We start from the raw sequence: 21138 nt of genomic DNA, 5'->3' as shown, positions 1-21138 counted from the left end.
GCGAGTCAAGGTAAGCGAGGCTGCGCGCACGTAGATTCACAGGGGCTCTTACTGCTTGAAAGTATACACCAGCGTGTAACGAGGGAAGGCGTAGACGGTAGATACGGCGTGGTGCGAACGAGACGAAATTTCGAACCCGAAGGCCGAATTGCTCACCGGCAGGACAACTTTGCTAACGTCCTCGGCCTGGTCCGAATTAAAGAGCAGCAGGTACCCGCCGTTCTCTTCGCGCCAGTCGGCGTTGATCTGTATAATCAGCCGGTGGCTTTCCTCGGACCCAATGAAGTCATTGTGCACCCCGATCCGCTGGCCGTCGATGAGTTTGTGGATGGTAGCATCCACGAGGGTTAGCACCCCGGTGGCAAATGCCGCTTTCAACTGTACCTGAATGGAGCGCACCATTTCCTCCCCAATCAAGCACGCCAGATCAGCCGGCAGCAGAGTATCAAACAAACTGAATTCGTACTGCTCGTAGAAATCGGTCTTGGTTAGGGCCCAATTTTCCGTAATCTGTAGCCAGTTGAGCAAGCGCTTTTCCAGCGCAGTAGAGAAAACGGCCGTTGCGCAAAAGTAGGGAAACGGTTGCTGCTCGACGGTACTATTCGAAAAGTTAATTCCTTCAGCAGTAGGCATGGCTCAAATTATATTCGCTCAGGGCATGCCGCATGCTCGCGATTAGGTGAAGTTGGTCCGCGCAGTACACCGACTCGTTATGAAACCCGTTCTTTCTGCGCCAGCGGTGTAAGATCATGCCTCCCCCGCACACATTCAGTTCTGGGCACCCTAGGCATTTGGCGCTGGTAGGCCGTTGCAGGGCGCGGTATTCTTCGAAAGCGCTTGATTGCAGGAAGTCAATGGCAGTCTTTTGCTTAACGTTCACCGCCTGCGGAAACTTATCTGCTCCGTTGTAAGAACTCTTCAGCGTATCGTTCTTCATGTACGTGCCATCGGTGTCGATGATCAGAATGCCAAAGTCAGTAAGCCCCATGCCTTCTTTGGACACGGCTCCACCGAGCAGCACTTTTAACATATCATCCAACACGCGAATGGGCAGTGGGGCAGGGTCAGCTATGTATGTTTGCAACAAGCCCGTCATCCAAGTGCCGTACTCCAAAGAATTCACCGTTGCTTTGCCTACGGGAAGGTTGGTATGGTTGCCATCTTTGTACAAAAAGTCAACGCTGGGGGCGTTCAGGCTTTTGAAGAAGTGGTATATCTCCGCTGGATTCGAGTCAGGGTCAATAACGGCCAGAAGCCCAGCGTTCAGAAAGGTAGCCGCAGGGTGTTGCTGTAATGTGGTTAAGCCGGCGATGACCTGATCGAACGTGCCCGCTCCACCGTGCGTAACCCGGAACTTGTCATGCACGTGGGCGGGGCCATCCAAACTAACCGCGACGCTTACCTGATGCAAGGCACAGGTATCCAACAGGACATCTGTGATGAGGATGCCATTCGTTTGTAGGCTTATAGGGTAGCAGGGCGGCAAAACGTTACGCAGCTTACCAAGAAAATTCTTCAGCCGGTGCTCGCCCAACAACAGGGGCTCCCCACCGTGCAGCACCACGCTGAAAGCGGTTTGCTGGTGGGCAACCAATTCTCCCAAAGAAGCGCACACCGCGTCTTCGGTTTCAGCCGTCATAAACTTCGACTGACGAGCCCAGTTGTCGTCGCCCATGTTGTACACGTAGCAGTAGCTGCAGTTTATATTGCAACGACTTGCCACCTTGATGAGCACCGTATCCAAGCCTGTCAGCTCAGTTACTTTATCGACCACGGTTGTGCCGGTTGTGCGTGCGGTTGTACGCCAACACGTTCGATTGCGCCTCGGTTTTAACCTCCCTAATTAATCGCTCCAACAAAGCGTTCGGCATTTTGGCGGGCTCCACAACCAGCGTATCCAGTTGCCGCATACCGGGTTCATTCTTTGCAAAAGCATTGTGTTCCATGGTGTAATGAAAGGTGGCGTAAGGGGGTAAAGGTAAGCAAGAAAATAGGAGCAATTTTTAACAATCATAAGAATCTGTAATTCAATATATTAACCCTATAAAATCATAGGGTAATTTCTTGTCTCACCAACCATCTCTTGAATATCGAAGAGTTTTTAATGAAACTTTAAAAAATGATTATCAGATTATTATGTTAGTAACATTCATTTGCGGATGAAGCTAATTTAGGTAAGATCTATTTTCGAAAATAGAGCGAAGAATGCAAGCGATCCACAAGGGCAATGCGGTTCTCCGCATTAGTTACAGGTGAGGAGTAGCTGGCTCACTGCTACAATAACTGCCGGTGAGCCGCGGCAACTGCTTCCGTGCGCGCTACGGTTACCTTCGCTTCCGCGGCGAATTCGGGCCAGAGCCCTATCTTCCCAAGTCCTATCTTTTACATTTTATATTGACTGCTCCCCACCCGGCAACATGACGAAAACAGTATCGGCCCGCGGTGAACGGGCAGCCATGGGAGGCTACGTGCCGCAATTCAGCGAATTTGCCCGCCTGGCCTACCGCGAGCTGGTGGCCGGCCGCCTGAATTCGATCCGCTTGGCCGACCCGGAAGCGCATAAGCTAGACGACATTCAGTACGTTACCCGGACGGAAGTACACGCCTATCAGGTGAAGTGGAGCATTGCCGGGGGCGTCTTTTCCTACGCCGATTTCAAGGCGCTGCTGCCCGGTCTGGTAAGCAGCTGGCAGGGCCTGCGGGGCAAGCACGCCGGGCAAGGCCTGCCGGTGCGGGCGCATCTGCTCACCAATCAGCCCCTATCCAGCCACGACAAAATCGTGGCCGGCGGCGTGGGGCTGGGCTCGTTCGCCGACTTTTACCACGAAGCCTGGCTGGCGTTGGAAAGCCGCCAGCCGCCGGCCGCCAAGTGGGAGCCCGCGGTGCAGGATATGGGCCAGCTGCTGCAAGTGAGCCGCAGCGCGCTGGCAGACTTTGCCGCGCACTTCGTGTTGCAGCCCAGCTACGTGCCCCACGCGTTCAGCAGCACCCAGCTGCACCATCAGCGGGAAGATGCCGATCTGGTGACCTTGCTGACCTATCTGCTGGAGCAAGTCAGCAACCCCGATCGGCCGGTGGAATTTTCAGCCCAGGCCTTGGTCAAGGCCCTGAACTGGGAAGGGCGCTTTCGCACCACGTTCAACCACGAGTTGGTCGTCGATGTCCGCAAGTACCAGCCCCTGACCGGCACGCTCGAGGCCCTGGACAACAAGGTGGCCGAGCACACCGGCGGGTATCTGTTTCTGGAAGGGGGCCCCGGCAGCGGTAAGTCCACGCTGCTCACCCAATGGACCAAGGGCCGCCCAGAGCGCATCGTGCGCTACTACGCGTTTGACTTCTCAGACCCCTCGCCGCGGGCCAACACCGATGAGCGCGGCGATGCCGTGCGCCTGTATTTCGACCTGGTCGTGCAGCTCAAAGCGGCCGGATTTTATCGCCAGCCGGTGTTGCCCTACGCCGACGGGCTGTTTCTGCGCGAGGCATTTACGGAGCAGATCACCGAGTTGGCTGAGGATTTCCAGCGTACGGGCCGCAAAACCATTCTCATCATTGATGGCCTGGATCATGTGCCCCGGGAATATGTGGGGGCCACCCAGAGTTTTCTGCGGGAATTGCCGCGCCCTGCTTTCCTGCCGGCCGGCGTCTACCTGGTGCTCGGCAGCCAGACGTATGAGCTCCGGGACCTGCACCCGGAGATTCACGCCGCCTGGCAGCAGGGCGGCCGCACCGTGCGCATGGGCCAGCTGAGCCGGACCGCCGTGGCCCGCTACGTCGCGGCCTACGCCTTGCAGCCCCCGCTGCTGGCGCAGCAGCTGCAGCTCGTGTACGAAAAATCCCAAGGGCACCCGCTTTACCTCTCGTACCTGTGCGAGCGGCTGCAAAACGGCGAGGGCGTGGCGCAGCTGCTCGCGCAGGCCGAGCCCTTTGACGGCAACATCACCACCTATTACCGCACCATGTGGCGGCCCATAGAGGAGGAAAGCGAGTTGGTGGAGTTACTGGGCCTGATGGCGCGCGTCAACGGCCCCATTCAACCCGCCTTCGTCAAAGAATGGAACCTGGGGCCGCACGTGGGGCTGCAGTTCCGGAAGAAGGCGGGATTTCTGTTCAGCCTGGCGCCCAGTGGGTGGGCCTTTTTTCACAATTCGTTCCGGCAGTTTCTGCTGGAGCAGACCGCCCTGGACCATTTCACGGGAACGCGCGACGAGCAGGCGGAAACCCGCTATCACCGCCGCTTAGCGAGCTTGTACGCCGCCTCCGCAGTGGAGCCGGCCTGGAACGCCAACTACCACCACTTCCGGGCGGGAGACCACGCCAGCTTCCTGGCTGCCACCACCCTGGATCAGCTCGGAGAGCACTGGCTGAACTTCCGGCCCGCGGAAGAAATCCGGCGCGATGCGGAGCTGGGCGTTGAACTGGCGCGCCTAACCGGCGACGTGGCCGTGCTGAGCCGGTACGTGCTGGCCCTCACCGAACTCAACACCCGCCTCTTTCACCTCGACCCGGCAGGCTTTACCGACGAGTTTTTGGCCCTGGGCCAGCCCGAGACGGCCCGCAACTACATGCGCAGCGGACGCGTGCTACGGGTAGAGCCCGTGGCCGCCCTGCGCGCCGCCCGGCACTTTTATCCCCAGGATGCGGCGGAGGCCGCGCTGCTCTTTGTCCTGGCGGAGCCGGAAGCCATTCAACCCGGTGGGCTCTTCGTAAAAAAAGGGGAACGGTTTGAAGAGGTGGAACAATTACTAGGCGCTTGGGTAGCCGTTGCGCATCATTTCGAGCCCTTGCCGCAGCTGCTGGCCCGACTGGACAACATCACGCTGGAGAAATCCAAGCAGCGCCTGCCCAACCAAACGGCCGAGGCGTTGCAGTTGAGCTTGCTGGAGGACTTGGCGGAGAGTTTACTGGAAGCGCGCAAGCACGCCGAGTTTCAAGCGCTGTTGACGACGCTCGACGCCGCGCGCAAACCAGCGCGGCAGCTGCGCGGGCGCCTGCTGCGCGCCGCCATTGCGTACTGCCTGCAGCAAGGCGACGGGCCCGGCATGCGCACCTACCTAGACCAGTTGCTTGCCGTCTGCAATCCGGCGACGGCTGCTCCGGCCGTCAAAATCCACGTGGCCAACTTGATCTACCTCGTTACTGGCGATATCGCCCTGGTTCGGCAGTGGATTGCGGGCCTACAGCAACCGGTGGTAGCCAGCCAGGACTGGTCGGGTTTTGAAACGACCCTGGGGCAGTTTGCGCCCCTGATTACGCTCAACAAACTGCTCTACCTGACCGGGCAGCCGGCGAGCATCACGGCTGCCGTGCCGGCCACCGCCGAGTCGGAGGAACAAATCCTGGTGGAGTTGCAGCAAAAGCTGTGTTTGCTGGCGCAACTCTGGGGCGAAGCCTTGGCCCACGCCTCCATCTTGGGCCGGCTGCCGCAGCGGGTGTGGCCCATCATCCGTTTCTACCACCAGCAGCCCGAGTCCCACAGCACCCATTGGTACCGGGCCACCCGGGTGCAGGGCGCGTACGTGGAGCTGCTCATCGCCGCGGTAGCCCCCGCGGGCATCGCCGCCCTGCGGGAGCTGGCAGGGTGCCTGCTGCCGGAATTCAAGGCCAACCCCCGCTACTGGAGCGTGGAGGTGCAGCGCCAGGCAATCCGGGCGCTGCACGGGGCGGGGCTGGAAGAGGCCCTGGTTCGACCCCAGCTGCACCGCCTGGCCGCGGCCATGCTGGAGGGGCTGGCCGTTTCCGAGCGCGTGGACGCGTGCATGGCCCACGCCGCGGCCTGGCGGCAGGTAGGGGACCGGGAAGCCGCCACGCACTGGTTGCGCCAAGCCCTGACCGAAACCCTGGGCGTGGGCTACCGCAAAGACTACCAGTTTACGTCGTGGTTGGACTGGCTGCCCCCCATCAACGCGGCGCAGCCGGCGCAGGCGCCCGAGCGCATCGGGTGGTTTGTCGCCCACCTGCAGCACCTCAAGGATACGACCGAGGGCCGGGCGTTCTGGTCGGCCTCCGAAAAGCTGCTGGAAAGCACGTTGCAGTGGAACCTGGAGGCGGGGGAGCGGCAGCTGCGCTGGCAACTCGACCAAGGCCTGCTGGACTTTGAAGCGGGCCTGCTGGAATTCATCGCCGCCTACCTGCAGCGCGCGCGCACGGAGCAGGAATTTACCAGCATCGTGCCCGTGTACTGCCGGCTGTTCCTGCTGCTGGCCACGGGCGCGCAAACCGAACTGCTGAGCCAGTTGCTAACCGCGGGCTGGTCCTTGCTGGGGGAGCGCCTGTTCAGCCAGCACCTGCCGGCCCTGCTGGAAACCATCGAGCGCCGCGCCCTCGAAGAGACGCGCCCGGACTTGTTGGGCGTACTGGATGATTTTGTGACCGGGCGCGGCCACCGCACCAGCGACTACTGCCCGGCTTTCGTGCGTCCCCCGGCCAAGGTTCCCGAGGGCCGCCCGGCGGGCAATGTGCTGGTCCGGCAAGGGCTGGTCCGGTTATCGGAAGCCGAGGTGCTGGCGCAAGCGGCTTCGGGTTACGAAGCGCTGGTCGAGCTGCTGGGGCAGGAAGACCGCCAGAACTCGTATTTCAAGTGGGCACCCGTCCTGCAGCAACAGGGGAGTCGCCTCACCCGGGAGCAGTGGGCCGCGGTGGCGGAACTACCCCCGCCGGTCAATCGGCAAGCCGAGTATTATAGTGCCCTGAGCGAGTGTGCACTGGCGGCCGGTGACCGGCCCCTGGCACAGCGGCTGGCCCACGCCGCTTTGCAGCTAGCCGGCGAGGGAGGCTGGCTTCGTCGCCACGACGGAGGCTCGCGCCTGCAGGCTGTAGCCGCCCTGCGGGCGCTCGACCCGGCCCAAGCGGCCAGCAAAGCGTTTGAGGTGTTTGCCCACGACGCCGTCAGCGGCGACTGGGCTGGGCTGTATGCGCAAGAGCTGGATACCATCCTGCCCTGCCTCACCCAAGAGTATCAGGTCGAGCACGTCTGGCCCGAAATATTCGCCTACCTGCAACGGCTGATGGCCACCAGCCAACCCCTTACCGACCTGCCGGACTTGGCCCCCGGGGACAGTAGCCCCGCCGTGGTGCTGGCCCGGCTGCTGAGCTACCTGACCCAGCACCCAGTGGCGCTGGTGCAGCAGCGGGCCCGGCACGTGCTGGCCGACCTCGTGGAGCTTGATGAGGCGGCCGGCACCGAGGCCGTGCGGGCGCTGGGCGAAGGGACAGTCCCGGCCGCCGAGGCGTTCAGTGAAGTTCTGGGGCTGCTGCCCGCGACGACCCGCCGGGCCCTGGCAACCCACGCCTTTCGGGAATTGCTGCTGGAACAGGCCGTCTCCGCCGATTACTGGCTGCGCCGACAGGCCCGGGGGATTCTTGCCGAGGCCGGCGTAGTGCTGCCCGATCCCCCCGTGCGGCGCCTGCCCGCTCTGTACACACTCTCGCTGCAGCCGCCCGGGTTACTGGGCCGAAGCCGGCCGGCCCCGGCGGTTTTGAGTGCGCCCTCCACCCGGGCCGATGCCGCGGCGCTCATCCGCCCATTTGGCTTCTGGATGCGAGCACTGGCCGAGCAAACCGGGTTCGACCAGGCCACGCTGACGCACCGGGCCGCGGCCCTGATGCTGGCCGCCGGGGATCCAACCCAGTGGACCAACGCCGCGGAGCGCGCGCTGCAGCAGCACCTAGAGGACCAGCGATTGAAGTATTCGCACCCCCGGCCCCGGGTGGAGGCCGCCCGCCGGGCCATCATGCAGCAGGTCACGGAGTTGCTGGACGCGGGGGCGCTGCCGGAAGCGCCCATTGCGCCCTTGCTCACCATGCGCGACTACCAGCCCTACGGGTTCCCGGAGCGGCCGCGGCCCGCGTTTATCGAGCGGCTGCGAGGCGCGGACGTCCCCCAGGACCGTCAGCAGTGGCTGGCTGCCGTCTCCCAGCACCCCCGCCGCGAGCAATGCTTGCTCGCCTACGGCCCGGACCAGTGGGTGATCGGCGAATACTCACTGCTACGCGGCATGACCCGGGAGCGGAGCACGGAAACCTACCAGTTCCAGCTCACGGTGGATGTGCCTCCTGACGACACAGATGGAGACGAGGACGAAGCCGATGGGATTTTCGGTTCTGTGTTCCACCGGTTAACCGAGCAGTACCACGCGCTCCCCTCGACTGGCCCGCACGTGATCGTGCTCCGCAACCACCGCTACCACCAGTTTGATTTCAAGTCGCGCTGGCTGGCGCTCAACCCAGCCCTGGCGCGGCACCTGGGCTGGCAGCCTGCCCCCGCCAAGCTGTTCGCCTGGCAGGATGAGCACGGGGCGCTGCTCGTGGAGTCGGTGTACTGGGTGGACGGCCAGCCGGAAGCGTGGTCCTACCACCCCGACAGCGAGGCCGGCGAAGGATGGCTGGTGCTGGCTTCCGCGGAGGCGTTGCGGCAGTTGGGGACGCTGGACGAAAGCTTGGTTCTGGAAAGGCACATTACGCGCGAACAACAGCACGACGGCGAAGCGATCCAGCAAGAAACCTACCACCGGAGCGCATTAAACTGATCGACATCGCCCTGTGCGAGCCGGTGCCAGCGTCGCACTTGTGGGCCACTTGCTGGCCGCTATGCGCAAGATTGCGCGTTCGGTCAGCTTAACCTTTTACTGCGCAATGAGCATTTCTAAACTCTTCCTGTTTGCAAAAAACTCCGATGCCAGCGCTTCCATGCGTGGTTATCAGTACCAAGTGTTCAAAACCGTTGAAACGTGGCTTGAAAACTATCTGGACCAAGTTGACGAAGCAATTTATTGCGACTATGAAGAGGATATTTTTCAGCACAACGAGTTAACGCAAGTTGCTACGTTTCGCCAACTGAAGCTGTACTCCACTCCTTTTTCCTTTCGTAGCGAGGAAATACAAAAGGCGGTAGCGCACTTCTTCATGCTGCACGTGAAGACGGATTATGCAGCTAAGGACAAAGAGTTTGTTTTTGAAGCCAGCAGCCGCATTGCTGAGCACCGCGAGGGCAATGAGTCGGATTTGCTGCGCCGCTGGGTGGCCAGCCAAGGAGCTCTTCCTGAGGCCCTGCTCACCGAATGTGCTACAAAGGTAAAGGCACTCGTCACGTCCTATGTTCAGGAGCGCGCCACGCAACTAGCCGATCAACTGGCCGAAAGGCGGAAGAAGAAAGCGGAGAACGCGCCAGCTATTCTGGTGATAGAGGCCGAAGAGCAGGTAGTACAGGAGGCAGTTGCTGTTTTTCAAAAGCTGACTGACCAGGATTGGGATGACTTTACGCGCCGTATTAAATGGCGCTTTGATGGTCTGAGCCCGGACGAGGCCTTCAAGGGTACCATTGCCCGCCTCGAAGAGCTCGTGGCGCAGCTGCCGGATATGCCGAGGGAGCGGCGCAGGGGCTTTTTAGGCATCCTATGCATGCGGGTGGACATCAAGGCCTCTGAACAGGCACCGGAAGACCGTAAGCTACTAAACCAGGAGCTCACGAACCTGCTGCTCCAGGCAGGCACCTTGGAAGACCTGTGGTACCACGACGTATTTATCAAGTGGAATGAGATCGGTCAGCCGGCTGATTTCCGCCTCGGCGAATTTTACGAGGTACTGCAGGCTGTTTCCTACTGCCGTGCCGCCAAGAATTTGCAGTCCCACGACGCGTTCTGGATTGGCTTGCTTACCTGGTACATTACGCAACTGGAGTCGCAGCCCGAATTTCGGAAGAAGGGACTCTACGAACTACTCTGGCTGCGTATGCGGCCCACAGAGTATCTGGTGCCCGCTCTAGGCGATTTGTTCGGGTTGGAAGAATACATCCGGGAGTATTTCAGCGACTTCTCTGCCTTTACCGCCGCCGGGGACTTCGAAGATATTCAAAGCCTGCTCTTCCTGGTGATGGCCTCGGCGTTGAACGAAAAGTCCGCGCTAACCCCGGAAGAAACCGTAGGGTGGCTTCAACAATTTAAGCTGCAACTAGACCAGCTTCTGGGCCAAACAAGCAATCCTTCGGACTTGTGCCGGCTATTGGAGTGCTCCGCTAATCTGTACTTCTTTGCCGGGAGCCAAGACCGAAATGAGGAGAATGTGACCAAAATTATGGCGCCTTTAGAGCAGTTGTTGGCGAATCTGGGTCAGGCCCGACTCTACAATGCTACGCAGTTGAGCAACCGTCTCCACACGCACATTCGCCTGTTGATACAGATGGATGAGGAGGAAAACGAGTTTCTCATTGATGCTTTCAAAGAGTTTGTCGACCGACTTGATGACGTGGTCGAAAAGAAGCGGGGCGCGCATGAGCGCGCCCGCCGTCTGGTCGCTTCCGGTGTCGCTTACTTGGAGGCGAAAACGCCCACTGCCCTACTCAAAGCGCTCCGAGATTTTCACGAGGCCAAAGCGTTGTGGCTGCAGGATGAAACGTTCGAGGGCTACACCCTGGCTTTGCTTAACATTGCCCAGGTCTACGGCGCACTGGACATGCACTTCGCTGCGAAATACTATGGGCTGTGGGCCACGTGGGTCAGCTGGCAGAAAGGCAGCCGGAAACTACTCAAGCGAATTGCTCAGGGAATTGGTATGGTTTTCCACGCTGATTTCATGCAAGGGGCTTGGTTCAGCGCCCTGCTGGACTTTGAGCTGTACATGATGATGCGGCACGAGTTCGACCCCGAGCCTATCGACGCGGACGGAGCCGAGATGCCCCAGAAAAGCATTCTGAACTATGGCTTCCTGTTATATGCCGTGTCCCTTCTGGCCCCGGAGTTACAGGGGATGGCCCAAGCCAAATTAGCCGAGGCCGGGTACTTAAAAGAAGAATACCTGGATGAGCTGCTGGCCGTACTGCAGACGGACTTGCCGGAGTCTAAACTACGGGCTGGCCTTACCAAGAATTTTGCGGATGTGCCGCTTAACGACATGGGACCCGAGCGGACTGTGCGGTTTCATGCTTTGGGAATAGAATGGCACGTGCATTTTGCTAACTCGTTAGAAATGAACGCCATGGGCGAGGATTTCTGCGCCATGCTTCAGGTGTTGCTGGTGGAAATAGCGCTTTCAAAGGTGGATTTCCATTTGCCCAGCAGCCTGGTTGACCTCACCCTGAAACATACTGATGCCCCTAGCGAGCCCGAACAGTTACCGGACAATGAGAAAGCCAGATGGAAGGCCTTTGTGCAGCGGGTTGACAGCTCGGACTATGAAGTAGTAAAAATGGGGGTTGCCTTCGTTAGCGTTGCACTCAAAGCCATTCTCCAGGACATCAGCTTACTGCCCGCAGCCGAGTACAACGAGGCTTTTTGGGGCCTCTTCACGGAAAGTAGATTAGGGGCTAAATCCATGCAGGCAACTTCCTACCAGCGCATGTACCGGTCGCTGTTTTCCGAAAAAGCGTTCGGGGCGTTTGGTCGTGATACGTTCTCGGCCCCGCCTGATGTATCCGGGTTCCCCATGAATAATCTGTTCATGCAGCCCAAAGCCGGCCTTAGCAAGAAATACAATCCTTCGAGTGCCGTCCAGAACATTGGGAACCGCTTTCAGAAGGCAGTACGCAACATTTATCAGACGCTCGCCAGCCTCAAGCAGGATGCCGGCTACGGTCCCTGGCTGCACGCCCTGCGGGAAGAAGGTTGGCCGGACTGGCAAATTGTTGTCGCCATGATGAACTTCATGCTCTCTTACAAAGTCAACGGAATAGTTGACGGGCGGAAGTTCGCGACGCCAGCGGAACACCAAACTGCCTTGAAAGCGGAGTTTCAGCGCATCCTGAGGCGAGATGAAGTGGAACTGCAGATGGAGTTTCCTCTAGAGGCATTTCAATCGGCTGAATTTAGAATGAGCTTGGAGCAAATGCCCCTGGTTTCACTGGGCGCTTTCGGGCTGGAGAACAATGCCCGCTTTCCCAATCCCGGCGCGGTGAGGAAGTTCATGAATGAGAGGTTTAACGTGCAGGCTGATGCCAACGACGAGCACAATCCCTTGTTATGATATTCCCAGTACAGGTTTCTCATCACGAAAGTAGGATTCATTGTACTTTGATTGCTGAACAAGTTTTTTGAACGGATTTCGCTGAATTTGACAAACATTTCTTCCCCACTGCCCAGTGGTTGAGTTGTACAGAAAAAGGAGCGTTAAGAAACAGAACGGGCAATCTTCAACATGGCCGCCGGCGAGTCGCCAAACTTGCACAGGGCCTCGCAGTGCTGGCGCAGTTCCGAGAACCGAACGTAACGAATGGTGGCTCCGGCGGCCCGGATAGCGGGACGCGTGAGCTGCGCTTGCACTTCCTTTTCACGGGCATCGGGTACTACCAAATACAAATCGGTTTCGTGCTCGGGCATGGAAAAGGCTAAATCCGTCAGGCGCAGGATGCCGCTGTAGATGCTAGTGCTTTTCTCTACTTCGAAGGCCGCTACTACGCGGCTGGTGCCGGGCGCGAACCACACAATGTCAATCAGGCGAATGGTGCTGGCCACGTCGGCCGGCACGGGTAGTTCGGGGTGCTGGTCGAGGCACAGAAACGAAAGTTTCTGGCCCCCGCAAAGACGGTTGCGGTCGTTGATAGCCGTGGTTACGTCGCAGCCCAGGGCTTTGCCAATCCGCAGTAAGTGGTGCTGCATCTCGGTGTGCTGGTTTTCCTCCTGAACTTCGTTCTGGACTTCTTTGTGGCGCTTCTGGGCCTGCTGCTGGTACTTGTCACGGTCTTCATCGGTGGCAAATTGCTGGTCGCCCACAATCAGCTTCTTAACACCCACGTCGAAGAGCAGGCCGCTCAGAGCGCCATAATCCAGACTCAGATGCTGGCGGTGTTCTTGATTGAGGTCGCGCAGCCGAGCACGCATTCGCAGGTATTGGGGTTCTCGTTACAACGGGGCGAAAAATTACGCTAAGCTGTTGCCGCCGTCGGCGCGACCACCTGTCCGGGTTGGCGCAAGGGGCGTAAGCCGTTGCGCAGCAAGGTTTCCTGCTCGGCGAAGGTGTATTTGCCCAGCCGGTTGATATGCTCGAAGCGGGCCGGGGAGAGATGGGCCAGGTCCTCGTCTTGTACGGGGTAGCCTTCGGCCCGCAGCTGGGTAATTACTTCCTGCATATAGACCGTGTTCCAGACGACCACGGCGTTGGTGAGCAGGTTGAGGCAGCCCACGACCTCCTGCTGGGCTTCTTCCTGCTTGCGGCGCAGCACTCCGTCACCGCCGAACCAAAGCCAGCTGCGCAGCGCGTGCAGTTGCTCGCCTTTGTTGAGCTGGGTATTGATTTTGCGGCGCAGGGGCTGGTGCAGCAGGTAGCGCAGGATGAAAATGGTTTTGACCAGCCGCCCGTATTCCTGCAAGCCGTAGGTGAGCTGGTGCTGCCGGGGGTAGGCCTGCAGCTTGCGGATAAACAACGAGGCCGTCACGTAGCCCAGCTTCAGCGAGCCGGCGACGGACCCGAGCTGGTGCAAACCGGCGGGGCATTGCTCAGCGTCCTGCCCGCCGAAGACAGCGCGGCCCTGGTGCGCAGCCCCACGCTGGCGGCCGCTACCCAGAACGTGGCCCTGAGCCAGTCGGGTATCAGTCTGGTGCGGGCCCGGCGCACGCCGGCCCTCACGGTGGGGTACCAGAATCAGGCCTTTGAGAACTCGGCGCTCCGCTACCGCTTCCAGTTTGGCGTGTCGGTGCCTGTCTGGTTCTGGACCTACCGCTCGCAGCTGCAGGCGGCCACGGCCCGCAGCGAGGCGGCCGGCTACCAGCTGCAGGCCCAGCGCCTGGAGCTGAGCAGCCTCTACCAGCAGGCGCTGGCCGATACGCGCAAGTTCTCGGCCGCACTGAGCTACTACGAGCAGACCGGCGTGCCGCAGTCGGGCGCCATCATCAGCCAGTCGCAGCGCCTGTTTAGGGCCGGCGAAATCAGCTACCTGGTCCTAATTCAGAGCCTCAACCAGGCCTTTACCATCCAAAATACTTACCTGACCACCATCCGCGACTACCGTCAGGCCCTCATCGAACTTAACTACCTGCGGGGTGAATAACATGAAACAACTCCTGATTTTGCTGCTGGGCCTGTTGCTGCTGAGCGGGACAGCCCGCGCCCACGGGGGCGAGGACCACGGCGACGGCGCCAAAGCGGGCACGGCGGCCGGCGCGACATCGTTTTCCGTGGCGGCGCTCTCGGAACAGTTCGAGGTGCTGCTGCGCTACGAGCCGCTGGAAGGCGGCCAGCCCGCCGACCTGCGCCTGTTCCTCTCCGACTACGCCACCAACGTGCCCATCAAGGGGGCCAAGCTCACGCTCACCACGCCGGAAGACGCCAGCCTGCAGTGGGCCGTAACGGAGCAGGAGCCGGGCATCTACCTGGTCGAAGGCCAGTTTCCGGCCGACAAGACCTACAGTTTCACGGCCAACATCGTGGCCGGCGACAAGGCCGATTTGCTGCTGCTCGAAGGTATTAAGGTGGGGGAGAAACTGCCCGTGGCTACCACGGCTCCGGCGGCCGCCGTCTCGCTTTTTTCCTCCTGGAAAACCATTATGGCCCTGATCGGGGCCTTCGTACTCGGCATCGGCCTGACGGCCCTGCTGCTGCGCCGCCGCCGCCCTGCCGCGCCGGTTTCCACCCCTAATTCTGCCGTTTATGAAAACCAAGCATAAGTTTCTGGCCCTTACGGCTGCCACCGGTCTGGTGCTGAGCGTGCTGCTGCCGCCCCCGGGCCTGGTGCAGGCCCACGGCGGCGAAGACCACGGCGGCGAGGCCAAGGCCAGCACCGGTGTGGCCCTCACCGACGAGGTACTGCTGCCCAAGGAAAGCCAGTTCCTGTTTCAGGTGCAGACCAACCTGGCCGCCTACTCCACTACATACAGCCGGGCCACGCTCTACGGCACGGTGTCGGCGGCGGCGGGCGGCGAGGGCCGCGTGGTGGTGCCCCAGGGCGGCCGTATCGTAAGCCTGGCCGCGCGGGTGGGCCAGCAGGTGCGCGCCGGCCAGACGCTGGCCGTTATCGAGCAGACGCTCGATGCCACCCAGCAAATTGGGCTCAGCACCGAGCGGGCCAACGCCCAGGCCGAGCTGCGCGCGGCCCAGCAGGACTATGCCCGCCTGCAGAGCATTGCCGACATCGCCGCCCGCAAAGACGTGGTGGCGGCCGAGCTGCGCCTGCGCCAGGCCCGCCAGAACGCTGGTATTCAGAACGGCCAGGCGGGCCAGCGCCGCGTCAGCATCAGCGCGCCGGTAAGCGGCACCGTGGACGTGTTCAGCCTCGCCGTGGGCCAGCAGGTCAGCCAGGGCGACGAGCTGTTCCGGGTCATCAACCCCGGCAAGCTGCGCGTGGAGGCCCAGGTATTTGCCCAGGATTTGGCCAAGGTGACGCCGGGGGCCGCTTTCCGGGTGGAGGGCCTGCAGGGCCAGGCGGGCGTGCCGGCCCGCCTCGTGGTGTTCAGCAACGTGGTCAATCCCGTCAACCAGGCCCGCCAGCTGGTGCTGGAGCTTGATGCCACTGAAGGCAGCGCCTACCGGGCCGGCCAGGCCGTGAACGTGCAGGTGGTGGGCCAGACTGGCGGCGGCAAGCCCCAGCTGGTGGTGCCCACTTCGGCCATCACCGACCTCAACGGCAAGCCCGTGGTGTTCGTGCACACCGAGCCCGAGCGCTTCAAAATTCGCTACGTGCAGCCGGGGGCCGTCAGCGGCCAGCAAACCGTGCTGGTGCAGGGCGAGGTGAACGAGAATGACCGGGTCGTGACGGCCGGCACCTACCAGCTCAAGTCCATTTACCTCAACCAGTGATTTGAAGCTATTAGCTGATGGCTATTGGCTGTCAGCTTTTTTCTGAACGAGAGCTATCAGCTAAGGGCCGAATTGAGGCCCCTGCTGTGAGCTAACAGCTAAAAAAGATGCTTGACAAGATAATCCGCTTTGCCCTGCAGAACCGCCTGCTGATGCTGGCCTTTGCCCTGGGCCTCATCATTGCGGGCACCTACACGGCGCGCCAGCTGCCGGTGGATGTGCTGCCCGACCTGGACCGCCCCCGGGTAACCGTGTTTCTGGAAGCGCCCGGCATGGCCCCCGAGGAAGTGGAGGCCCTGATAACGCTGCCCGTGGAAACGGCCCTGAATGGGGCCACCGGCGTGTCGGCGGTGCGCTCCAATTCGGCCATCGGCCTGGGCATGGTGTTCGTGGAGTTCGACTACGGCACCGATATTTTTACGGCCCGCCAGATTGTGAGCGAGAAGCTGCAGACCACCGCCGGGCAACTGCCGATGGGCATCACGCCGGTACTGGGACCCATTTCGTCGGTGATGGGCCAGATAATGCTCGTGGGCCTGTCGGGCGGTAAGGAAACCAACGCCGCCGATTTGCGCACGCTGGCCAACTACACCGTGCGCCAGCGCCTGCTCAGCATCCCCGGCATTGCCCAGGTAATCCCCATCGGCGGCGACAATTTGCAGTATCAGGTATTGCTGGATATGCCGCGCCTGAATGCCACCGGCCTCACGGCCAACCAAGTGGAAGAGGCCCTGCGCAAGTCGAACCTGAACACCACCGGCAACTTCTTCGACCGCAACGGCTCGGAGGTGCTCATTCGTAACCTGGGCCGGTTGCGCTCGGTCGAAGACATTGAAAACATCGTGGTGGGCTACCGCGAGCAGTCGCCCATCCGGGTGGCCGATGTCGCCAACGTGGAGTTTGGGGCCCGCTTCAAGCGCGGCGACGGCAGCGTGAACGGCCAGCCAGCCGTGATTCTGAGCATCGAGAAGCAGCCCGGCGCCGCCACCGTGGGTTTGACGGAAGCCGTGGAAAAGGCCCTGGTGGAGCTGCAGCCCTCTTTGCCCCCCGACGTAAAAGTGAACACGCGCCTGTTCAAGCAGTCGGAGTTTATCGAGTCGTCGATTACCAACGTGGAGGAAGCTTTGCGCGACGGGGCCATTCTGGTGGTTATCGTGCTGTTTGCCTTCCTGCTGAACGTGCGGACCACCTTTATTTCGCTGGTCGCCATTCCGCTCTCGCTGCTGGTTACGGCGCTGGTGTTCAAGGCGGCCGGCATCAGCATCAACACCATGACGCTGGGCGGGCTGGCCATTGCCATTGGCGAGCTGGTGGATGACGCCATCGTGGACGTGGAAAACGTGTACCGGCGCCTGCGCGAAAACAAGCAGCGGCCCGACCCGCAACCGGTGCTGCGCGTCGTGTATTCGGCCTCGTCGGAGGTGCGCAACTCCATCGTGTACGCCACCATTATCGTGGTGCTGGTGTTTTTGCCGCTGTTCGCCCTGGAAGGCATGGAGGGCCGGATTTTCGCGCCGCTGGGCGTGGCCTACATCACCAGCATCGTGGCCTCGCTGTTCGTTTCGCTCACCGTGACGCCGGTGCTCTGCTACTACCTGCTGCCCAAGATGAAGCAGATGGACCACGCCGAAACCGACGGCGGGCTGGTGCGCTGGCTCAAGAAAAAGGATACCCGGCTGCTGGGCTGGGGCCTGGCTCATCCTAAAACGGTGCTGGGAGTTACCGGCGCGCTGTTGGTTGGGGCCCTCGCCTTTATTCCCTTCTTCGGCACCGAGTTTCTGCCGCCCTTCAACGAAGGCTCCCTGACGGTGAATTTCTCGGCCCCGGCCGGCACCTCGCTCACCGAGAGCAACCGCCTGGGCACGCTGGGCGAGCAGCAGATGCTCAAGATTCCGGAAGTGGCCTTTACGGCCCGCCGCACCGGCCGCGCCGAGCTTGATGAGCACGCCGAAGCGGTGAACAACTCGGAAATCGAGGTGGCCTTCAAGACCGAAGCCGAGCTGGAAAAAGAGGGCAAAACCATGCGTAGCCGCGACGAGATTCTGGCCGACATGCGCGAAAAGCTCAGCCTGATAACGGGCGTGAACGTGAACATCGGTCAGCCCATTTCCCACCGCCTCGACCACCTGTTGAGCGGGGTACGGGCCCAGGTGGCCATTAAGGTATTCGGCAACGACTTGCTGGAGCTGCGCCGCTACGCCAACGAGGTGCGGGCCGCCGCCAGCACCGTGCCCGGCGTGGTAGACCTGCAGGTGGAAAAGCAGGTGCAGATTCCGCAGCTGCTGATTCGGCCCAAGGACGACGCCCTGCGCGCCTACGGCATGGGCCGCGGCGAGCTGGTGCGCGACCTGGAAACGCTGTTTCAGGGCACCGTGGTCTCGCAGATGGTCGACGGCCAGAAGCGCTTTGATTTGGTGGTGAAGCTGCCCGAAGCCCAGCGCAACGACATGGCCGCCATCAGCCAGACCCGCATCGAAACCCCCAGCGGCGCGCTGATACCCGTGAGCCAGGTGGCGGAGGTGATTTTTGAGCCGGGGCCCAACACCATCAACCACGAAAACACCCAGCGCCGCATCACCATCTCACTCAACGTGGCCGAGCGCGACCTGGGCTCCACCGTCAAAGAAATTCAGGCTAAAGTGAATCAGCAGGTGAAGCTGCCGCCGGGCTACTACCTCACCTACGGCGGGCAGTTCGAGAGCCAGCAATCGGCCTCGCAGAAGATTCTGTGGCTGAGCTTGTTTTCGCTGGCCGGCATCTTTCTGGTGCTGTTCTCGCACTTCAAGTCCAGCTACATGGTGGGGCAGATTATGCTCAACATCCCGCTGGCCCTCATCGGCTCGGTGGTGGCCGTGCTGCTCACGGGCGGCACGTTCAGCATTGCCTCGCTGGTGGGCTTTATCACGCTCACCGGCATTGCCTCGCGCAACGGCATCATGATGATTTCGCACTACATCCACCTCGTGGAGCACGAGGGCGAGAAGTTCGGCATGCCCATGATTATCCGCGGCTCGCTGGAACGGCTCGTGCCGGTGCTGATGACGGCCCTGGTGGCCGCGCTGGCTCTGGTGCCGCTCACGCTGGCCAAGGACGCGCCGGGCAAGGAAATCCTCTATCCCGTCGCCACTGTGATTCTGGGCGGCCTACTCTCCTCCACTTTTCTCGACATCATCGTGACGCCGGTGGTTTTCTGGCTGGTAGGCGAAAAAGCGTTGGCCCAGTACTTCGCCTCCCACCAGGAAGTGAGCCTCGACGCGCACCCGCAGGAGCTGGACGCGCCGCCCTTCACGCCCCCGGCCGACCAGAATACCATTCAGCCAGTTGCCTAACGTCTTAGTTCGTGTCGTTTCCCTTTAAACATTCGCCCATCGAAGCCGGCTGCACACTGTACGTCAAGCATATGGTGTGCGCGCGCGGTAATCGAGTGGTATGGCGGGAATTGGAAAAGCTAGGCCTGACGGTACATGATGTGCGCCTGGGAGCCGTCACGGTGGCCCAGCCGGCCACGGAGCTGGATTGGGGCCGCATCCGCGAAGCGCTGGCTAGAGCGGGATTCGATTTGCTGGAAGACCCGCAGTATGTGCTGGCGGCGCAAGTAAGGCAGACGGTGGCCAAGCTGCTACGTGGCCCCAACCCGATAGAGCACCGCGACTTTGTTCCGGCCCTGGCGCAGGTCGTGGGCCTGAGTGTCCGCCAGCTGCACCGCCTGTTTACCCAACTGCCCGACCACGAGCGCCTGCCCGGCTACGTTACCCGGCAGCGGCTGCGCTACGCCCAGGAGCTGCTGGCGGCGGCGGCTAGCCCTGGTATCGGCCAGGTTGCCCGGCAGCTGGGCTACCGCAGTCTGGCGCACTTCTCGGGGCAGTTTCGACGATTTATGCACTGCGCACCCTCTGTTTATCGCCAGCAGCTCCACGCCGTGGAAGAGGCGGCGACCAGTAAAGCAGCAACACCAAATGATGCAAGCTGAAGGGTAGCCAGCGCAAAACCAGCCGCGTAGCACAGAGTATACCATGGAAGATTCCACTAACCCTTTTAAGCCGTTTCCTATGCATAACAAGAACCAATCCCTGCTCGATGCCCTGAATGCTTGTGTCGCTTCTTGCGAGCACTGCGCCACCGCCTGCCTGCAGGAAGATGACATTAAGATGATGGTGCGCTGTATTCAGCTCGACCGTGACTGCGCCGACATCTGCGCCCTGACGGCCCGCTACGTGGCCCGCGGCTCGGACCATGCCAAGCATCTGCTGAGCCTATGCGCCGACATCTGCAAAGCCTGCGGCGACGAGTGCGCTAAGCACACGCACATGCAGCACTGCCAGGAGTGCGCCGACGCCTGCCGCCGCTGCGAAGAAGCCTGCCGGGCAGGTATGGCTGCTTAACCGCGGGGCCTCCTTCGTTCTCAGCAAAGCCCGGTCGTTTAGCGACCGGGCTTTGTCGTTTCTACGCTGCACAATTCTTTGCCGGCCATGAATGACGAAAATCGTGCGTCTGCCTGCTGCTTATCATGGTAGCGCCCCCGGAAACGCCGGAAATTAGGATAGTGAAAACCAACGGCGTTTCTGGCCCATCATTTCCACTGCCGGCGTTAACCCTTTTACTGGACGACATATGGCTGCTACTGAGAACACCCTGCTGCACTTTACGCTCCGCATCTGGCGGCAGAAAAACCGGCAGGCCCAGGGGGCGATGATGGAGTATGTAGTTGAGGGTATTTCTGCCGAAATGTCGTTTCTGGAAATGCTCGATGTACTCAATGAAGACCTGCTGCACGCCGGCCACGACCCGGTGGCTTTTGACTACGACTGCCGGGAAGGCATCTGCGGCTCGTGCTCCCTGTTTATTAACGGACGCGCCCATGGCCCGCAATTTAACACGGCCAGCTGCCAGCTGTACATGCGCACGTTCACCGACGGCTCCACCATCACCATTGAGCCCTGGCGGGCCCGGGCCTTCCCCCTCAACAAAGACCTGAGCTGCGACCGGTCGGCGTTCGACCGCATCATGCAGGCCGGCGGCTACGTGAGCGTGAATACGGGCGGCGCGCCCGACGGCAACGAAATCCTGATTTCGAAGGCCATTGCTGAGCGGGCGTTTGAGTCGGCGACGTGCATTGGGTGCGGGGCCTGCGTGGCGGCTTGCAAGAATTCGTCGGCCGTACTTTTTGTGGGGGCTAAAGTGAGTGAGCTGGCGCTGTTGCCCCAGGGCCAGCCCGAACGCCAGAGCCGCGTGGAGAACATGGTGGCTCAAATGAACCGGGAGGGGTTCGGCTCCTGCTCCAATATTGGCTCGTGCGCGGCCGAATGCCCGGCGGGCATCACGCTGGCCGACATTGCCACCCTCAACCACGAGTACCTAATGGCCAAGGCCACGTCCGAAATGCTGGCTTAACGGTGGTGGCCAGCCGGCTACTGCCCGATT

General features: G+C 61.0%; 14 protein-coding genes. 9 read left to right on the top strand and 5 right to left on the bottom strand.

All coding sequences use genetic code 11. From position 1 onward, the window contains the following. Window positions 1-48: 48 nt before the first annotated feature. The 3 genes from yhhC to yhhA are packed head-to-tail and all read right to left on the bottom strand — an operon-like array spanning window position 49 to window position 1946. Window positions 49-633 (bottom strand): cyclophane-containing peptide 2OG-Fe(II) oxygenase YhhC, encoded by a 585-nt coding sequence (gene yhhC, locus J7E24_RS09405; protein ID WP_215137450.1) that lies wholly within the window; start codon window positions 631-633, stop codon window positions 49-51. Further along, window positions 620-1774, bottom strand: coding sequence for a cyclophane-forming radical SAM/SPASM peptide maturase YhhB (gene yhhB, locus J7E24_RS09400; RefSeq protein ID WP_215137448.1), 1155 nt, complete (start codon window positions 1772-1774; stop codon window positions 620-622). The genes yhhC and yhhB overlap by 14 nt, the downstream gene beginning before the upstream one ends. Next, a complete protein-coding gene (yhhA, locus tag J7E24_RS09395) occupies window positions 1764-1946 on the bottom strand; it encodes a YhhA family cyclophane-containing RiPP (protein WP_215137446.1) in 183 nt (60 codons plus the stop codon). The genes yhhB and yhhA overlap by 11 nt, the downstream gene beginning before the upstream one ends. Window positions 1947-2417: 471 nt before the next feature. Between yhhA and J7E24_RS09390 the strand changes: the two genes are divergently transcribed. Both J7E24_RS09390 and J7E24_RS09385 read left to right on the top strand, forming a co-directional pair. Further along, window positions 2418-8525, top strand: a complete 6108-nt coding sequence (locus J7E24_RS09390) for an ATP-binding protein (RefSeq protein WP_215137445.1) — start codon at window positions 2418-2420, stop codon at window positions 8523-8525. A gap of 61 nt (window positions 8526-8586) precedes the next feature. Continuing rightward, the gene (locus J7E24_RS09385) at window positions 8587-11952 is read left to right on the top strand and encodes a hypothetical protein (protein ID WP_215137443.1); all 3366 of its coding nucleotides are present in this window, start codon (window positions 8587-8589) and stop codon (window positions 11950-11952) included. A 143-nt stretch (window positions 11953-12095) separates the two neighbouring features. Here the strand turns inward: J7E24_RS09385 and J7E24_RS09380 are convergent, their stop codons facing one another. Both J7E24_RS09380 and J7E24_RS09375 read right to left on the bottom strand, forming a co-directional pair. Beyond that, on the bottom strand, window positions 12096-12806 hold the full coding sequence (locus J7E24_RS09380; protein WP_215137441.1) for a hypothetical protein: 711 nt from the start codon (window positions 12804-12806) through the stop codon (window positions 12096-12098). Window positions 12807-12850: 44 nt separating this feature from the next. After that, window positions 12851-13405 (bottom strand): Tn3 family transposase, encoded by a 555-nt coding sequence (locus J7E24_RS09375; RefSeq protein WP_215137439.1) that lies wholly within the window; start codon window positions 13403-13405, stop codon window positions 12851-12853. 12 nt (window positions 13406-13417) lie between these two features. Here J7E24_RS09375 and J7E24_RS09370 point away from each other — a divergent pair, with 12 nt between their 5' ends. From J7E24_RS09370 to J7E24_RS09340, 7 genes are all read left to right on the top strand, one after another. After that, window positions 13418-13972 carry a TolC family protein gene (locus J7E24_RS09370; protein WP_215137437.1) on the top strand — a complete coding sequence of 185 codons (555 nt, stop codon included), beginning with the start codon at window positions 13418-13420 and terminating at the stop codon, window positions 13970-13972. A 1-nt stretch (window position 13973) separates the two neighbouring features. Continuing rightward, window positions 13974-14588, top strand: coding sequence for a hypothetical protein (locus J7E24_RS09365; RefSeq protein ID WP_019949136.1), 615 nt, complete (start codon window positions 13974-13976; stop codon window positions 14586-14588). Then, window positions 14572-15717, top strand: coding sequence for an efflux RND transporter periplasmic adaptor subunit (locus tag J7E24_RS09360; RefSeq protein WP_215137435.1), 1146 nt, complete (start codon window positions 14572-14574; stop codon window positions 15715-15717). Before J7E24_RS09365 ends, J7E24_RS09360 begins: the two co-directional genes overlap by 17 nt. A 107-nt stretch (window positions 15718-15824) precedes the next feature. Then, complete coding sequence (locus J7E24_RS09355; RefSeq protein ID WP_215137428.1) at window positions 15825-19046, top strand: efflux RND transporter permease subunit; 3222 nt, start codon at window positions 15825-15827, stop codon at window positions 19044-19046. An 11-nt stretch (window positions 19047-19057) separates the two neighbouring features. Beyond that, complete coding sequence (locus J7E24_RS09350) at window positions 19058-19687, top strand: helix-turn-helix domain-containing protein (RefSeq protein WP_215137427.1); 630 nt, start codon at window positions 19058-19060, stop codon at window positions 19685-19687. 79 nt (window positions 19688-19766) lie between these two features. After that, complete coding sequence (locus J7E24_RS09345; protein ID WP_019949140.1) at window positions 19767-20099, top strand: four-helix bundle copper-binding protein; 333 nt, start codon at window positions 19767-19769, stop codon at window positions 20097-20099. 229 nt (window positions 20100-20328) lie between these two features. Then, window positions 20329-21108, top strand: a complete 780-nt coding sequence (locus J7E24_RS09340; protein ID WP_019949141.1) for a succinate dehydrogenase/fumarate reductase iron-sulfur subunit — start codon at window positions 20329-20331, stop codon at window positions 21106-21108. Window positions 21109-21138 lie beyond the last annotated feature (30 nt).

Source organism: Hymenobacter sp. ISL-91 (assembly GCF_018613725.1).
Lineage (GTDB): Bacteria > Bacteroidota > Bacteroidia > Cytophagales > Hymenobacteraceae > Hymenobacter.
The sequence above is the reverse complement of the archived record's forward strand: the minus strand, read 5'-3'. Positions and strand labels throughout refer to the sequence as shown.

Excerpts from the sequence above, each read along its gene's own strand:
- J7E24_RS09390 (WP_215137445.1), top strand. The coding sequence starts at position 2,418 with ATGACGAAAACAGTATCGGCCCGCGGTGAACGGGCAGCCATGGGAGGC.
- J7E24_RS09365 (WP_019949136.1), top strand. The coding sequence starts at position 13,974 with ATGAAACAACTCCTGATTTTGCTGCTGGGCCTGTTGCTGCTGAGCGGG.
- J7E24_RS09355 (WP_215137428.1), top strand. The coding sequence starts at position 15,825 with ATGCTTGACAAGATAATCCGCTTTGCCCTGCAGAACCGCCTGCTGATG.
- J7E24_RS09360 (WP_215137435.1), top strand. The coding sequence starts at position 14,572 with ATGAAAACCAAGCATAAGTTTCTGGCCCTTACGGCTGCCACCGGTCTG.
- J7E24_RS09345 (WP_019949140.1), top strand. The coding sequence starts at position 19,767 with ATGCATAACAAGAACCAATCCCTGCTCGATGCCCTGAATGCTTGTGTC.
- J7E24_RS09340 (WP_019949141.1), top strand. The coding sequence starts at position 20,329 with ATGGCTGCTACTGAGAACACCCTGCTGCACTTTACGCTCCGCATCTGG.
- J7E24_RS09380 (WP_215137441.1), bottom strand. The coding sequence starts at position 12,806 with ATGCGTGCTCGGCTGCGCGACCTCAATCAAGAACACCGCCAGCATCTG.
- yhhC (WP_215137450.1), bottom strand. The coding sequence starts at position 633 with ATGCCTACTGCTGAAGGAATTAACTTTTCGAATAGTACCGTCGAGCAG.
- J7E24_RS09385 (WP_215137443.1), top strand. The coding sequence starts at position 8,587 with ATGCGCAAGATTGCGCGTTCGGTCAGCTTAACCTTTTACTGCGCAATG.
- yhhA (WP_215137446.1), bottom strand. The coding sequence starts at position 1,946 with ATGGAACACAATGCTTTTGCAAAGAATGAACCCGGTATGCGGCAACTG.